This window comes from Marinobacter bohaiensis, assembly GCF_003258515.1.
Lineage (GTDB): Bacteria > Pseudomonadota > Gammaproteobacteria > Pseudomonadales > Oleiphilaceae > Marinobacter_A > Marinobacter_A bohaiensis.
In genome coordinates this window covers 154,338-168,555 of record NZ_QGEH01000005.1, presented here as the reverse complement: position 1 = coordinate 168,555, position 14,218 = coordinate 154,338, and the positions used below count along the sequence as shown (strand labels likewise).

General features: G+C 65.3%; 15 protein-coding genes. 5 read left to right on the top strand and 10 right to left on the bottom strand.

Going from position 1 to position 14,218, the window contains the following annotated elements; translation table 11 throughout:
- Positions 1-88 precede the first annotated feature (88 nt).
- Entirely contained in the window at positions 89-1,996 is a 1,908-nt protein-coding gene (speA, locus tag DKK67_RS18975; RefSeq protein WP_111498093.1) for a biosynthetic arginine decarboxylase, read from the bottom strand.
- A 207-nt stretch (positions 1,997-2,203) separates the two neighbouring features.
- Here speA and speE point away from each other — a divergent pair, with 207 nt between their 5' ends.
- Both speE and DKK67_RS18965 read left to right on the top strand, forming a co-directional pair.
- The gene (gene speE, locus DKK67_RS18970) at positions 2,204-3,064 is read left to right on the top strand and encodes a polyamine aminopropyltransferase (protein WP_111498092.1); all 861 of its coding nucleotides are present in this window, start codon (positions 2,204-2,206) and stop codon (positions 3,062-3,064) included.
- A gap of 239 nt (positions 3,065-3,303) precedes the next feature.
- Positions 3,304-3,501, top strand: coding sequence for a DUF6316 family protein (locus tag DKK67_RS18965; protein WP_111498091.1), 198 nt, complete (start codon positions 3,304-3,306; stop codon positions 3,499-3,501).
- Positions 3,502-3,588: 87 nt separating this feature from the next.
- On the opposite strand, the gene DKK67_RS18960 is transcribed toward DKK67_RS18965, so the two are convergent.
- Positions 3,589-4,857, bottom strand: coding sequence for an ammonium transporter (locus tag DKK67_RS18960; protein WP_111498090.1), 1,269 nt, complete (start codon positions 4,855-4,857; stop codon positions 3,589-3,591).
- Between the two features lie 75 nt (positions 4,858-4,932).
- Positions 4,933-5,271 carry a P-II family nitrogen regulator gene (gene glnK, locus DKK67_RS18955; RefSeq protein WP_004578958.1) on the bottom strand — a complete coding sequence of 113 codons (339 nt, stop codon included), beginning with the start codon at positions 5,269-5,271 and terminating at the stop codon, positions 4,933-4,935.
- A 321-nt stretch (positions 5,272-5,592) separates the two neighbouring features.
- Between glnK and DKK67_RS18950 the strand changes: the two genes are divergently transcribed.
- Positions 5,593-5,859: an accessory factor UbiK family protein gene (locus tag DKK67_RS18950; RefSeq protein ID WP_111498089.1), complete on the top strand. Its 267-nt coding sequence runs from the start codon at positions 5,593-5,595 to the stop codon at positions 5,857-5,859.
- An 81-nt stretch (positions 5,860-5,940) separates the two neighbouring features.
- Positions 5,941-7,464 (top strand): YifB family Mg chelatase-like AAA ATPase, encoded by a 1,524-nt coding sequence (locus DKK67_RS18945; RefSeq protein ID WP_111498088.1) that lies wholly within the window; start codon positions 5,941-5,943, stop codon positions 7,462-7,464.
- Between the two features lie 15 nt (positions 7,465-7,479).
- Here DKK67_RS18945 and DKK67_RS18940 read toward each other — a convergent pair whose 3' ends face one another.
- Positions 7,480-8,586, bottom strand: coding sequence for a histone deacetylase family protein (locus DKK67_RS18940; RefSeq protein ID WP_111498087.1), 1,107 nt, complete (start codon positions 8,584-8,586; stop codon positions 7,480-7,482).
- A gap of 186 nt (positions 8,587-8,772) precedes the next feature.
- Between DKK67_RS18940 and trmB the strand changes: the two genes are divergently transcribed.
- Positions 8,773-9,501, top strand: a complete 729-nt coding sequence (gene trmB / locus DKK67_RS18935; RefSeq protein ID WP_111498086.1) for a tRNA (guanosine(46)-N7)-methyltransferase TrmB — start codon at positions 8,773-8,775, stop codon at positions 9,499-9,501.
- A gap of 28 nt (positions 9,502-9,529) precedes the next feature.
- Here the strand turns inward: trmB and DKK67_RS18930 are convergent, their stop codons facing one another.
- Genes DKK67_RS18930 through metX form a run of 6 tightly spaced genes read right to left on the bottom strand, consistent with a single transcriptional unit; the run spans position 9,530 to position 14,024 of the window.
- The gene (locus DKK67_RS18930) at positions 9,530-10,054 is read right to left on the bottom strand and encodes a hypothetical protein (protein WP_111498085.1); all 525 of its coding nucleotides are present in this window, start codon (positions 10,052-10,054) and stop codon (positions 9,530-9,532) included.
- Positions 10,051-11,205, bottom strand: coding sequence for a radical SAM family heme chaperone HemW (gene hemW / locus DKK67_RS18925; protein WP_111498084.1), 1,155 nt, complete (start codon positions 11,203-11,205; stop codon positions 10,051-10,053). Before hemW ends, DKK67_RS18930 begins: the two co-directional genes overlap by 4 nt.
- Positions 11,202-11,810: an RdgB/HAM1 family non-canonical purine NTP pyrophosphatase gene (gene rdgB, locus DKK67_RS18920; protein WP_111498083.1), complete on the bottom strand. Its 609-nt coding sequence runs from the start codon at positions 11,808-11,810 to the stop codon at positions 11,202-11,204. The genes hemW and rdgB overlap by 4 nt, the downstream gene beginning before the upstream one ends.
- A 6-nt stretch (positions 11,811-11,816) precedes the next feature.
- A complete protein-coding gene (locus DKK67_RS18915) occupies positions 11,817-12,275 on the bottom strand; it encodes a DUF4426 domain-containing protein (protein WP_111498082.1) in 459 nt (152 codons plus the stop codon).
- A 10-nt stretch (positions 12,276-12,285) separates the two neighbouring features.
- A complete protein-coding gene (gene metW, locus DKK67_RS18910; RefSeq protein WP_111498081.1) occupies positions 12,286-12,879 on the bottom strand; it encodes a methionine biosynthesis protein MetW in 594 nt (197 codons plus the stop codon).
- Positions 12,876-14,024: a homoserine O-succinyltransferase MetX gene (gene metX / locus DKK67_RS18905; RefSeq protein WP_111498080.1), complete on the bottom strand. Its 1,149-nt coding sequence runs from the start codon at positions 14,022-14,024 to the stop codon at positions 12,876-12,878. The genes metW and metX overlap by 4 nt, the downstream gene beginning before the upstream one ends.
- Positions 14,025-14,218 lie beyond the last annotated feature (194 nt).

Sequence of the window (14,218 nt, the reverse complement as noted above, 5' to 3'; positions counted from 1 at the left end):
TACGCGCCCGGCTGGACGCTGGATCACCGGTCGATGACAAATGGGTGAGCGAGGGGCGAACAGTCCGGCCCGCGAGCGCGGGCCGGGATCAGTCTTCCAGGTAGGTGTAGCCTTCCAGGCCCTGCAGCAGTTCGCCGATCAGGGTCTCCCGCTCGGCGGTGGGCAGGTCGCTGGCGCCGAACTTGCGGCGATAGGCGTCGCGCAGGGTGTCCGGATCGAAGTTCACGTAGCGCAGGATCTTGGCCACGGTATCGCCCTCGACCCGGTGACGCACCTGGTAGCGGCCGTCGTCGGCGTGGGTGACGTCCACCGAGTTGGTGTCGCCGAACAGGTTGTGCATGTCCCCCAGGATTTCCTGGTAGGCGCCGGTCATGAAAAAGCCCATCAGCATCGGCTGGCCGTCGTCGGCGGGCAGGGGCAGGGTGGTTTCCACGCCCTGGCCATCCACGTAGCGGTCGATGCGGCCGTCGGAGTCGCAGGTGATGTCCTGGATCACGGCGCGCCGGTTCAGCGGCTGGTTCAGGCCGCTGATCGGCAGCACCGGGAAGATCTGGTCGATGCCCCACACGTCCGGCAGGGACTGGAACAGGGAGAAGTTGATGAACAGCTTTTCGGCCAGCTTCTCGTTGAGCTCGTCGATGATCTCCCGGTGGGCGCGGTTGCCGGCGTCCAGTTGGCTCTGCAGGCGGCGGCAGCAGGCGGTGTAGAGCTGTTCCGCCTCGGCGCGGTGGCTCAGGGACAGCAGCCCGTGGGCGAACAGCGTGTGCACGTCGCTGATGGCGTGCACCACGTCGTGGTAGATCTCCACCTGCGAGCGGCGCGGTGCGCTCTGCTGCAGGCTGGTGTAGTCGCGCCACAGGTCATGCAGCGGGCCCGGCGCGTCGGCCGCGGGTTCGGACGGCGTCGGCGAGGCGGGCGCTTCCCGATCGATCACGTTGGTGATCAGCACCGCGTGATGGGCGGTCAGGGCGCGTCCGGACTCGCTGATCAGGTCGGGGTGGGGAATGCCGGCCTGGTCGCACTCCGCCTGCAGGGTGTGGATCACGTTGTAGGCGTACTCGTCCATGCTGTAGTTGATCGAGCAGGCGCTGCGCGAGCGGGTGCCTTCGTAGTCCACGCCCAGGCCGCCGCCGATGTCGACGGTGCCGATGGGCGCGCCCAGCTGGCGCAGTTCGCTGTAGAAGCGGGCGCACTCTTTCAGGCCGGTCTGGATGTCGCGGATGTTGGCGATCTGTGAACCCAGGTGGAAGTGCAGCAGTTGCAGGCTGTCCAGGGCGTCGGCGGCCTTGAGCTGGTCGATCACGTCCAGCACCTGGCTGGCGGACAGCCCGAACTTGGACTTCTCGCCGCCGGTGTTCTGCCAGTTGCCCTTGCCGATGCTGGCCAGCCGCGCGCGTACGCCGATCAGCGGCTGCACGCCGAGGGTGCGGGCCTCTTCCAGGATTTCCGGCAGCTCCGACTGTTTCTCCACCACGATAAAGACCCGGTGCCCCAGCTTCTGGCCGATCAGCGCCAGGCGGATGTACTCGCGGTCCTTGTAGCCGTTGCAGACGATCACCGACCCCGGCTGGCGGGACAGCGCCAGCACCGCCATCAGCTCCGGCTTGCTGCCGGCTTCCAGGCCGATCTGGCCCTGGCTGGCGGCGGGCTCCGCCTGGGTGATGGCCTCGACAACGTGGCGCTGCTGGTTCACCTTGATCGGATAGACGGCGGTGTAACGGCCCTGGTAGCCCTTGTCCTGCGCGGTCCGGTTGAACGCCTCGCACAGGCGATTGACGCGATCGTGCAGGATGTCGCCGAAACGCACCAGCACCGGCAACTGCACGCCCTGATCCTGCAGTTCCCGGGTGAGTCGGGGCAGGTTGATGGCGGCGCCGCTGTGACCCCGGTCCGGGCGCATCAGCACGTCGCCGGCGGCGTCGATGTCGATGTAGCCTTCGCCCCAGTGGGCGGTGTTGTAGACCTGGTGGGCCTTGCTGCCGGTGTTGTCTGTCATGGTGGCGTCAATCCTTGAATGGGGCCGTCATTGTAAAGAATGGCGGGCCGGAGCGGGAAGCGCGAGGCGCGGCCGACTTCGGCAAATACCTGTATTTTTATGCTTCTGCGCGGGACAATGAGCCTCTAGAATCGCCTGCAGATCCGGCCGGGAGAGCCCGACGCTTCCGGCACGCAAGAGAATCCACCGGTCAGAAGGAGTGAAACGATGTCGGCACTGAATGAAGGATGGTTTACCGAAGTCTTCCAGGACCAGGGTACGGCGTTCTCGCTCCAGGTCAAAAGCAAGCTCCACGAGGAGCAGACCCCTTACCAGAAGCTGGAAATCTACGAAACCGAAACCTTCGGCAACCTGATGGTGCTGGACGGCTGCGTGATGCTCACCAGCCGCGACAACTTCCTCTACCACGAGATGATGACCCATCCGGCGCTGTTCACCCACAAAGCCCCGCGCAAGGTCGTGGTCGTCGGTGGCGGCGATTGCGGCACCCTGCGTGAAGTGCTCAAACACCCGGACGTGGAGGAAGCCTGGCAGGTGGAAATCGACGAGCGGGTGACCCGTATGTCGGAGAAGTATTTCCCGGAACTGTGTGAGTCCAACGAAGACCCGCGCGCCAACTTCTTCTTCGGTGACGGCATCCAGTGGATCCGCGACGCTGACCCGGACAGCATCGACCTGATCATCATCGACAGCACCGATCCGGTCGGTCCGGCGGAAGGCCTGTTCGCGCTGGATTTCTACCGGGACTGCATGCTGGCGCTGCGCGAAGGCGGCCTCATCGTGCAGCAGAGCGAGTCGCCCCTGCTGCATGCCGATACCATCATCAAGGACATCCACGCCGACATGAAGAAAGCCGGCCTGGACCACGTCGTCACCCTGCCGTTCCCGCAGCCGGTGTACCCCACAGGCTGGTGGAGCTGCACCATGGCCAGCAAGGAAAACCCGCTGCACTACTTCCGTGAGGAAGACGCGGCCGAGCGGCCCTTCGTGACCCGTTACTACAACGAAGCGATCCACCACGCGGCCCTGGCCCAGCCCCAGTTCATGCGGGATATCCTCGAAGACTGAACCCGCCCCGCCGGCCCGGTTGCCCGGGCCGGCGGACATGCCTTTTCGCACTAAGCGTTCCCCCGTTTCATCGAAATCGGTCTCTCCGCTGTCTCCCAATCTCCTACGCTAATGAGTGTGAGGTCTTTCTCACTTTTCGCATCCTTGGTTGTGCCGGACCGGGTGGTATAAGGTCGCCATCGTCTGGCAAGGCATGCCCATCATCTGGCAGTGACACCGATTCGAGTCAGGAGGGCAAAATGGTGGTAAGACAGGGAGAGCCGGAAAAGAACTGGTTCCGCTGTGAGCGGTTCAGTTTCGTCAACGGGGAATGGTTCTTCGAGACCCGGGAAGGGATCGTCAAGGGGCCGTATGAGAATGAGCTGGAAGCGGAGCTGGAGCTCAATTTCTTTCTCCAGCAGGCGGACAGTCAGCCGTGCAAGTCGGCGACCGGCTAAGCCGATCGCGCGTGATGTCTGGAAAGCACCGGCCCACAAAAAAGGCGCCCCGCAGGGCGCCTTTCTCGTTGCTACCGGAGAGAACGCTTACTTGGCGCTCAGGAACTCCGGATAGGCTTCCATACCGCACTCGGACAGATCCACGCCCTCGTACTCTTCTTCCTCGGAAACTCGCAGACCCATGACCGCCTTGAGGATGCCCCAGACAATCAGGCTGGCTACGAAGACCCAGACGAAGATGGTGATGGCGCCGATGATCTGGCCGCTCAGGCTGACGCCGCCGTTGGTGGCCGGTACCAGCAGCAGACCCAGCAGACCGCACACGCCGTGGACGGAGATGGCGCCGACCGGATCGTCGATGCGCAGCTTGTCCAGGGTCACGATGCTGAAGACCACCAGGATACCGCCCAGGGCACCGAAGATGGTGGCGGTCAGGGCGCTCGGGGTGGACGGCTCAGCGGTGATGACCACCAGGCCCGCCAGGGCGCCGTTCAGCAGCATGGTCAGGTCGGCTTTGCCGAACATCAGACGCGCGGTGATCAGCGCCGCGATACCGCCGCCGGCAGCCGCCGCGTTGGTGTTCAGGAAGACCATGGCGACCGAGTGTGCGCTGGCGATATCGCCCAGCTTCAGGACGGAACCGCCGTTGAAGCCGAACCAGCCCATCCACAGGATGAAGGTACCCAGTGTGGCCAGCGGCAGGTTGGCACCCGGGAAGGCGCGGATTTCGCCGTTCGGGCCGTACTTGCCTTTACGCGCGCCCAGCAGCAGGACACCCGCCAGGGCGGCCGCCGCACCGGCCATGTGCACGATGCCGGAGCCGGCGAAGTCGCTGAAGCCCAGGTCGCCCAGGCTGTACATGCCGAAGACAGCAGCACCGCCCCAGGTCCAGGAGCCTTCCAGCGGGTAGATGAAGCCAGTCATGACGACCGCGAAGATCAGGAATGCCCAGAGCTTCATGCGCTCGGCCACGGCACCGGAAACGATGGACATGGCTGTGGCGACGAAGACCACCTGGAAGAAGAAGTCGGACGCGCCGGAGTAGATGGAGCCACCCTCGAAGCCGCCTTCACGGCCGGCGAAATCGCCCAGAACGCCAGCGACATCGACGCTGCCCATGCCGGACAGGAACACGTTGCCGCCGTACATGATGGCGTAACCGCAGACCATGTACATGGTGCAGGCAATCGCGTAGAGCGCGACGTTCTTGGTGAGAATCTCAGTGGTGTTCTTGGCGCGGACCAGACCGGACTCGAGCATGGCGAAACCGGCAGCCATCCACATGACTAATGCGCCGCAAATCAGGAAATAAAAGGTGTCTATAGCGTACTGCAGTTGGAAAATTTCGTTTTCCATGTGAAGCCCTCCGCACAAGGCTCTTCAGGAGTGAGTTGGGTATTTGCGTTGGCGTTGTTGTTGGATTCGGTGGTCTTAGACGGCTTCTTCGCCGGTCTCGCCGGTCCGGATCCGGATCGCCTGCTCCAGTTCGGTCACGAAGATCTTGCCGTCACCGATCTTGCCGGTGTTGGCTGCCTTGGTGATGGACTCGATGACCTGGTCGAGCAGGTTGTCGCCAATAGCCACTTCCACCTTCACTTTGGGCAGGAAGTCGACCACGTATTCCGCACCCCGATACAGCTCGGTGTGCCCCTTTTGCCGCCCGAAGCCTTTGACTTCAGTGACGGTCACGCCCTGTACGCCAATCTCGGACAATGCCTCGCGGACGTCGTCCAGCTTGAAAGGCTTGATGATCGCTGTCACAAGTTTCATTGCTGTCTCCTTGGTAATTCCGTCTCAAACTTGTTCTATGGGTTTGGTTTGAGCTCGGGATGCTGCCACCTCGCACACAGTGTGTGCGGATTGCGTACGAGGCATTAAGCATCGCGTGTGCCAACGCAAAAAATACCCGGTAAAACAGTGAATTAATCAAGGCTGGCCCCGAATTGGGTCACAGTGTTGCATCAGTCTGGTGCGCACTGTTCCGTAACGAACCGGATTGGTGCGCCATTTCGGTGCGTGCTGGATCAGCCTTGTATCACCCCGATTATGGTACACTTTTCCGACCATGCCTTGGGACCCGCGAGGATTACGTTGAAAAGACCACAGGATTTTCTGTCACAGCTCCAGGGCCAGTTTGGCCAGTTCGTTCCGGATATGGCGCGTGCCGCGAAGGACGACTTCGAACAGCACGCCCGGGCCACGGTTCTGTCGGTCCTCAATCGCCTGGACCTCGTGACCCGGGAAGAGTTCGACGCCCAGCAGGCCGTCCTGCAGCGCACCCGGGAAAAAGTCGAGGCCCTCGAGAAACAGGTGGCGGAGATGGAGCAGCGTCTGGCCACCGATAAGACCGACGGCTGATACCCGCGCGGCAGGACGCCGCGTCGCCGTCCATGCAGTTGCCGGATGCCCCGTGTCCGGCCCGAACCAGGGAAGGTTGTCATGCTTGCGATCGTTCACACGCGCGCCCGCCTGGGCGTTTCCGCGCCGGCCGTCACGGTCGAAATCCACCTCTCCAATGGCCTGCCGTCGCTTTCCATCGTCGGGTTACCGGAAACCGCGGTCCGCGAAAGTAAAGACCGCGTGCGCAGCGCCCTGATGAACGCCGGTTTCGAATTCCCCACCCGCCGCATCACCATCAACCTGGCCCCGGCCGATCTGCCCAAGGAAGGCGGGCGCTTCGACCTGCCCATTGCCCTGGGCATCCTGGCCGCGTCGGGCCAGATTCCGGCGGAAACGCTGGAGCGCCTGGAATGCGTCGGTGAACTGGCGCTGGATGGGACCCTGCGCCCGGTGCGCGGTGTGCTGCCGGCGGTCATGGCGGCGCGGGCGTCCGGACGCCAGTTGCTCGTCCCCCGGGAAAATGCCGAGGAAGCTGCGCTGGCGGCGGCCGACGACGTGCTCGCCGCCGATCACCTGCTGCAGGTGGTGGCGCACCTGTGCGGCGAAGAGCGCCTGCCGCCGCTGACCCGCACGCCGGAACCTCCGCTGGATGAAGGCTGGCCTGACCTGCGCGATGTGCGCGGCCAGCACGTGCCCAAGCGGGCGTTGGAAGTGGCGGCGGCCGGCGGGCACAACCTGTTGCTGTTCGGCCCGCCCGGCACCGGCAAGAGCATGCTGGCCAGCCGCATGCCGGGTATCCTGCCGCCGCTGACGGACGAGGCGGCGCTGGAAGTCGCCAGCGTGCGTTCGGTGGCGGGGGAGTCGGTGGAGCCGGGCAGCTGGCGCCGGCCGCCTTATCGCTCGCCGCACCACACGGCCTCCGCCGTGGCGCTGGTGGGTGGGGGCAGCAGCCCGCGTCCCGGCGAGATTTCCCTGGCCCACCGTGGCGTGCTGTTCATGGACGAGCTGCCGGAGTTCGATCGCAAGGTGCTGGAAGTGCTGCGCGAGCCCATGGAATCCGGTGAGATTGTCATTTCCCGCGCCGCCCAGCAGGTCACCTATCCGGCCCGTTTCCAGGTGGTCGCCGCGATGAACCCGTGCCCCTGCGGCTACCGCGGCCATCCCAGCATCGAATGCCAGTGCAGCCCGCAACAGGTGACCCGCTACCAGTCGCGTCTGTCCGGCCCGCTGCTGGACCGGTTCGATCTGCATGTGGAAGTGCCGGTTCAGGACGGCCAGACCCTGTTGCGCCAGGACCAGTCGGCCGACGACAGCCGCGGCGTGCGCGATCGGGTGCTGCGTGCCCGGGCGTTGCAGGCCGAGCGCGGTGTGCTCAACGCCGACCTGAGCGGTGACGCCCTGGACCGATACTGCCGTCCGGGGGAGGCCGGTGAACAGCTGCTGGCCCAGGCCATGGAGCGGCTGGGGCTGTCGGCCCGCGCATTGCACCGGATCCTGCGGGTGGCGCGCACCCTGGCGGACCTGGCCGGCGAAGCGGAGCTGCAGCAGACGCACCTGGTGGAAGCGCTGGGCTACCGCAAGCTGGACCGGCGCCAGGCCGGTGCGCCCGTCGCCACGCTCTGACGATCCCGGTTCGGATCACTCCGCGTCGGGCGCAATGAAGGCGTCGCGATGGAAGCGGGCTGCGGCTTCCACTTCGGCGAAGCCGCAGACGCCCGGTTGCGGCACCGGCCCGCCGGCCAGCACCTCCAGCACCGCATGTACGCCCCGGGGCAGGGACTCCAGGTTGTAGCCGCCCTCCAGAACCAGCGCCAGGCGCCCTCCGCAGTGCTTGCGGGCGATGGACTGGATGGCGCCGGCCATGGCGCCGAAGCCCTCGTAGGACACGTTCAGCGCCAGATCCATCCAGTGTGGATCGAAGCCGGCGGACACCAGCACCAGGTCGGGCCGGAACCAGTCCGCCGCGGGCACCAGGATCTCGTCGATGGCTTTCAGGTAGGCGGCATCGCCGGTACCGGCGGGCAGGGGCACGTTGACGGTGGTGCCTTCGCCCAGGCCGGCGCCCACCTCGTTCATCTGGCCGGATCCCGGGTAGAAGGGCGAGGCCCGGTGCAGGTCGAAGAAGAGCACATCCGGATCAGCCCAGAAAATCTGTTGGGTGCCGTTGCCGTGGTGGGCGTCCCAGTCGACGATCAGCACCCTTTCGCAGCCCAGCGCGGCGAGGGCATGGGCGGCCGCCACGGCGACGTTGTTGAACAGACAGAAGCCCCGGGCGCGCACCGACTCGGCGTGATGGCCGGGCGGGCGGACCAGGGCAAAAGCGCTTTCCGTGGCACCGGTCAGCACGCTCTCGACCGCGGCAATGGCGGTGCCTGCGGCCACCTCCGCGGCGTCGATACTGCCGGGAGAGACCGCCGTGGTGTCGACGTCGAGCCAGGCATTCTGGCCGCGCAGGTGGTACAGGGCGTCGAGGTAGCCGGTGGTGTGCACGCGGCCCAGTTGTTCCGCGGTGGCCTTGGCGCCGTGCGCGAAATGCACGCCGTCGACAGGATTGGCGTCGAGGAATTGCAGGATGCTGGTGAGCCGCCCGGGATGCTCGGGATAGCGCCAGGGTACGCTCAGTCCGGACAGGATCTGCCGGATCCGACGGTCCATCCGCCCCGGCACGAACGACAGGTCGGAGTCCGGTGCATGCGCCAGCACCCGCTCGTCGAAGAAAACCGTAACCTTGTGTGGGGCAGCCATGGCGTCAGTGTCTCCCTGAGCCTCACAGTCGGTGGTTTTAACAGGATAGTCCTTATTTTCGCCGGCGACTGTGCGGTGGTCCATTCCGCACACCCTGCGTAAGCTCTGGTACACTTCGCAGCATAAGGCGCGGGCGCCGCAGCGGCGCGTACCGCCCCAGAGACCGATTCAGAACGAGAGACCCCAATGACCGACGACAAAGACAGGCAAACCACCGATCACAGTGATGAGCCGGTCACCACGCGCCGTGGTATCCGCAGCTTCGTGCTGCGTCAGGGGCGGATGACCGAAGGCCAGAAAAAGGCCTACGACCGCAGTTGGCCCAAGTACGGCCTGACCCGGGAAGACGGCATGATCGACCCGCGCGAAGTGTTCGGCCGGGAAGCGGTGCTCAACCTGGAAATCGGTTTCGGCATGGGCCAGTCACTGGCCACGATGGCGGAAGCCGCGCCGGAGCAGGATTTCATTGGCGTGGAAGTGCACACCGCCGGCGTAGGCGCCCTGTTGAAGGAAGTCGAGACGCGCGGTCTGGACAACGTACGGGTCTACAACATTGACGCCAACGACGTCATCGATCTGTGCCTGCCGGACGCGTCCCTGGACCGGGTCATGCTGTTTTTCCCCGATCCCTGGCACAAGAAACGTCACCACAAGCGTCGTCTGGTGCAGCCAGAGTTCGTCCAGCGCATCCGCCACAAGTTGCGGGTGGGTGGCATCTTCCATCTGGCCACCGACTGGGAGAACTACAGCGAACATATGATGGAAGTGATGAGCGCGTCGGAAGGCTTCGCCAATACCATGCCCGAGGGTGGCTTTGCGCCGCGCCCCAAGGAGCGCCCGCTGACCAAGTTCGAGCAGCGCGGCATGAACCGCGGACACGGCGTCTGGGACCTGCTGTTCCGGCGCACCAACTGATGCGACGGCCGGCGCCAGGCCGGCCGGATCAGTGGCTCAGCGGGTGGCGGCGTGAGGCGCGCACGATCACCAGACCCGCCACCCCCAGCATCAGCGCCGTGAACTTGGCCATGGCGAGCAGGGTGGCGGTCAGGCTGACCGCATCCGCCGGCTCTGACAGGTTGCCCAGCAGACACACATTCTCGCCCAGATCGCAGGCCCCTGCGGTCACGAACAGGCCCCGTACCCAGCGACCCAACTGACGTTCGCGAATGCCCGGCCGGTCGCTCATCAGGTAACGGGTCAGCGCCAGCAGCATCAGCACGTAAATCACCGCAAACGGGATATCCAGCAGCAGCGAGGCCATCGCCCAGCCGCTGTTCTCACCCCAGCTTTGGACGATCTGCGCCGACTGTTCGGCGGTGGCGGCCAACTGCAGGCTGATGATGCCCTGCGGTGCTTGCGGCGTGAGCAGGGGGAGATTGATCAACAGCAGGATGACCAGAAGGCCGAGGGTGGCGAAGATCAGCCGCTTGAGCGTGGGCGGGACCGGCGGCAGGGTGGCTTCACTCATGACAGAAATCGCTCCAGGATACTGTTGAGATAGCGCTGTCCCAGAGGGGTGGCCTGAAGCCGGTGCGGCTCCAGCAGGCCCTCGGAGCGCAGGGTTTCGAGTATCGCAGCAATCTCACGCACTGGTAAACCCGTTCGTTGCACGAACATGTCCTCCGGCACCCCGTCGAGCAGGCGCAGGGCGTTCATCATGAACTCCAGCGGCTGGTCTTCCCGTGCGATGCCCTGTTGGCCGGCGGTGCGGCTGCCCAGCCGGTTGAGGTAGGCGTCCGGCTGTCGGGTCTTCCAGTAGCGGCGGATCTCGCCGGTGTCGGCGAAGGTGACCTTGCCATGGGCGCCGGCGCCGAGGGCCAGGTAATCACCGAACTCCCAGTAGTTGAGGTTGTGGCGGGCCCGGCGCCCCGGCTGGCTCCAGGCGGAAATTTCGTAGCTGCGAAAGCCGTGAGCTTCCAGCTTGTCGCGCCCGGCGCAGTAGATATCCCACAGGACGTCGTCGTCCGGCAGGTCCGGCGGGCGACTGTAGAACTCGGTGTTGGGCTCCAGGGTCAACTGGTACCAGGACAGGTGCGGCGGCTGCCATGCCAGGGCCGCGTCCAGATCGGCCATAGCCTGGTCGATGCTCTGGCCCGGCAGGCCGTGCATCAGGTCCAGGTTGAAGTTATCGAAGCCAGCCTCGCGAGCGGCGGTAATGGCGGCCCGGGCGGCGTCGGCATCGTGAATACGCCCCAGGGTCTGCAGTTGGCCCGGATCGAAACTCTGGATGCCCAGCGACAACCGGTTGATACCGGCGCGTCGGAAGGCCTGGAAACGCCCCTGCTCCAGGGTGCCGGGGTTGGCTTCCAGAGTGATCTCGGCGTCGGCGGCGAAATCCAGGTGATGGGACAGGCGTTCGAACAGCCGCGCGTAGAAATCACCGGACAGCAGCGAGGGCGTGCCGCCGCCGATGAACACCGTCTCAATAGGCCGGCCCTGGACGCCGGGCAGGTCCGCCTCCAGATCCTCCAGCAGCGCGTCCAGGTAGGCGTCCTCGGGAATCTCTCCCCGGGTGGCGTGGGAGTTGAAGTCGCAGTAGGGGCATTTGCGCACGCACCAGGGGACGTGCACGTAGAGGCTCAGTGGCGGCAATGGGCCTGTGGCGGCCGGAACGGTCATGGTCGGGCTTGCGCGCGGAGCTGTTCCATCAGCTGGTTGAGGGCGCGGCCGCGGTGACTGATGCGTCCTTTCTCGCTGCGGTCCAGCTCGGCGGCGCTGCAGCCGGTCTCGGGTGCCCAGAACACCGGGTCGTAACCAAAGCCGCCGACGCCGCGTTGTTCGGCCAGGATGCGGCCAGGCCAGATGCCGTGGCAGATCAGCGGCGTCGGATCGTCGGCGTGGCGCAGGTAGACCAGCACGCAGTGGAACTGGGCGCCGCGCTGCTTTTCGGGCACGTCCGTGAGATCGGCCAGCAGGCGGTCGATGTTGTCCTGGTCACTGGCGTCGGCGCCGGCGTAACGGGCCGAGCGCACGCCCGGGGCGCCGCCGAGGGCGTCCACGGCCAGGCCGGAATCGTCCGCCAGGGCGGGCAGGCCGGTGTGGTGGGCGGCGTTGCGGGCCTTGAGCAGGGCATTCTCGACGAAGGTCACCGCCGGCTCTTCGGCTTCCGGGACACCCAATGCGCCCTGGGCCTCGACCGTCCAGTCGAGCGGCGCGAGCAGGTCGCCCAGTTCACGGATCTTGCCGGCGTTGTTGCTGGCCAGGACCAGTCGTTGTTGCGTCATGGAACCTCAGTCGTTGAGCAGGGTTTGGGCGACCCGCACGGGCATGGTGTCGGGAGCGCCAGGGGCATTCGCTTCCAGTTCGAAGGTCAGCAGTTCGCCGTCGATGAACTGGAACTCGGCGATGTAATAGATGGCGTTGCCTTCGTTGATGCGCCGGAAACCCAGGATGCGCTGTTGCTGGATATCGTTCACCACCTGGCCTTCCACCTGACCGGACACCGGCTTGAGCCGGCCGTGGTCGCCTTCCTTGAGGATGCTGACGTTGACCACGCCAATCGACTTGCTGCGCACGATGTTGTACTGGGCGGCCACCTCCGGCGTCAGCAGACTGCTGGGAAAGACGCTGTAGTGCACCTGGTAGTCGCCGAACTGCACGAACTGGGCCGCCTGGACCGGCGCGGCCAGGCTCAGCAGCATCGCCAGGGCGGCGAGCAGGGGGAGGCGGAACACGATGCCGGTCTTCATTAGAGCGCTCCTAGCGGGTAATCCGGTAGATCGCGATTTGCCCGAGCATGTTGGGCCAGAGCCGGTTGAACCAGCGGTAGCGGTGTTCACTGTCCACTACGGTGCGGTTGAGAATCCGGATGTTCTTACGATAGCAGAGCGTCTCGAAGTCATTGAAGGTGCACAGATGGATATTGGGCGTGTTGTACCACTTGTATGGCAGGGTCTCGGACTCGGGCATGCGACCACGGCGCATCAGGTACCAGCGCAGGCGCCAGTAGGCGAAGTTGGGGAAGGTGACGATGCACTCACGACCCAGACGCAGCATCTCGTCCAGCACCACGTCCGGCCGGCGCACGGCCTGCAGGGCCTGGGTCATCAGCACCACGTCGAAACTCTGGTCCTGGAAGTTGCCCAGCCCCTGGTTGTCCAGGTCCTGCTCGATCACGCTCACACCCCGGCCCATGCAGGTGGTGATGTGGTCGGGATTGATTTCCAGGCCGAACCCGCTGGCGTTCTTCTCGCGCTGCAGGTAGTCCAGCAGGGTACCGTCGCCGCAGCCCAGGTCGAGCACGTGGCTTTCCGGCTGGATCCACTTTTCGATGATTTCCAGATCGGCTCTCATGCGCTGACCTCCCGGGCGACTCGGTCCATGTAGGCTGTGAAGGTGTCCATGTAGCGCGGCGTCGGGATCAGGAAGGCGTCGTGGCCCCAGGGTGCGTCGATCTCGGCGTAGCTGACCCGGCAGCGGGCGGCGATCATGGCTTTGACCAGCTCTTCGGAGCGTTCCGGGGTAAAGCGCCAGTCGGTGCTGAACGACAGCACCAGGAACTGGCAGCGGGCGTGCTGCAGCGCCTTGGCCAGATCGTTGTCGAACTCGCGGGCCGGATCGAAGTAGTCCAGGGCCCGGGTCATCAGCAGGTAGGTGTTGGCGTCGAAGGTCTCGGAGAAGCGCTCACCCTGGTAGCGCAGGTAGCTTTCCACCTGGAACTCGGCGTCGTAACCGAATTTCTGGGCTTCCTCGCGCAGCTCGCGCCCGAATTTCTCGCCCATGGAGGCGTCCGACAGGTAGGTGATATGCCCCACCATGCGCGCCAGCATCAGCCCGCGGCGCGGGGTTGTGTCGTGGTCGGCGTAGCGGCCCTCGTGGAAGTCCGGGTCGGAGGTGATGGCCTTGCGGGCCACTTCGTTGAAGGCGATGTTCTGCGCGGTCAGGCGCGGTGTCGAGGCGATGGCCACCGCATGGCGCAGGCGATCCGGGTAGCTCAGGCTCCATTGCAACGCCTGCATGCCGCCCAGCGAACCGCCGACGACGGCGGCCCACTGCTGGATGCCCAGGCGGTCGGCCAGACGCGCCTGGCTGTCGACCCAGTCGCGCACCGTGACCACCGGGAAATCCGGGCCGTAGCAGCGGCCGGTTTCCGGGTTGGTCGAGTTGGGGCCGGTGCTGCCGTGACAGCCGCCCAGGTTGTTGAGACTGACTACGAAGAAACGATCGGTGTCGATGGGCTTGCCCGGGCCGATGCAGCTGTCCCACCAGCCGGGTTTGCGTTCGTCGCTGCTGTGGTAGCCGGCGGCGTGGTGATGGCCGCTCAGGGCGTGGCAGATGAGCACCGCGTTGCTGGCGTCGGCGTTCAGCTCACCATAGGTTTCCACCACCAGGTCATACTCTGGCAGGGTCTGGCCACAGGCGAGCGTCAGTGGCTCCGGGAAATGCAGGGTCTGGGGTTCAACCAGGCCCACGGAATCGGGTGGCAGCGAATCGGGCATCGAGACTCTTTATCTTATCCTGAACGATCCTGAATGGCCGTTTTCCCGGCCGGCGGTTTCCTGAAGGCGGTAGTCTGGGCGACACCGGTGGCCGATCGGCGCGCAAATGCCGGCCAGCGAAGCAGTTTAAAGGTGGGGGGCAGGCGCTGCAACTGGAGGCGGGCGCTGTCTTCGCCCGGGGCATGGCGCCCCGG

Excerpts from the sequence above, each read along its gene's own strand:
- speA (WP_111498093.1), bottom strand. The coding sequence starts at position 1,996 with ATGACAGACAACACCGGCAGCAAGGCCCACCAGGTCTACAACACCGCC.
- trmB (WP_111498086.1), top strand. The coding sequence starts at position 8,773 with ATGACCGACGACAAAGACAGGCAAACCACCGATCACAGTGATGAGCCG.
- DKK67_RS18965 (WP_111498091.1), top strand. The coding sequence starts at position 3,304 with ATGGTGGTAAGACAGGGAGAGCCGGAAAAGAACTGGTTCCGCTGTGAG.
- metX (WP_111498080.1), bottom strand. The coding sequence starts at position 14,024 with ATGCCCGATTCGCTGCCACCCGATTCCGTGGGCCTGGTTGAACCCCAG.
- hemW (WP_111498084.1), bottom strand. The coding sequence starts at position 11,205 with ATGACCGTTCCGGCCGCCACAGGCCCATTGCCGCCACTGAGCCTCTAC.
- metW (WP_111498081.1), bottom strand. The coding sequence starts at position 12,879 with ATGAGAGCCGATCTGGAAATCATCGAAAAGTGGATCCAGCCGGAAAGC.
- speE (WP_111498092.1), top strand. The coding sequence starts at position 2,204 with ATGTCGGCACTGAATGAAGGATGGTTTACCGAAGTCTTCCAGGACCAG.
- DKK67_RS18960 (WP_111498090.1), bottom strand. The coding sequence starts at position 4,857 with ATGGAAAACGAAATTTTCCAACTGCAGTACGCTATAGACACCTTTTAT.
- DKK67_RS18915 (WP_111498082.1), bottom strand. The coding sequence starts at position 12,275 with ATGAAGACCGGCATCGTGTTCCGCCTCCCCCTGCTCGCCGCCCTGGCG.
- DKK67_RS18945 (WP_111498088.1), top strand. The coding sequence starts at position 5,941 with ATGCTTGCGATCGTTCACACGCGCGCCCGCCTGGGCGTTTCCGCGCCG.
- rdgB (WP_111498083.1), bottom strand. The coding sequence starts at position 11,810 with ATGACGCAACAACGACTGGTCCTGGCCAGCAACAACGCCGGCAAGATC.
- DKK67_RS18940 (WP_111498087.1), bottom strand. The coding sequence starts at position 8,586 with ATGGCTGCCCCACACAAGGTTACGGTTTTCTTCGACGAGCGGGTGCTG.
- glnK (WP_004578958.1), bottom strand. The coding sequence starts at position 5,271 with ATGAAACTTGTGACAGCGATCATCAAGCCTTTCAAGCTGGACGACGTC.
- DKK67_RS18930 (WP_111498085.1), bottom strand. The coding sequence starts at position 10,054 with ATGAGTGAAGCCACCCTGCCGCCGGTCCCGCCCACGCTCAAGCGGCTG.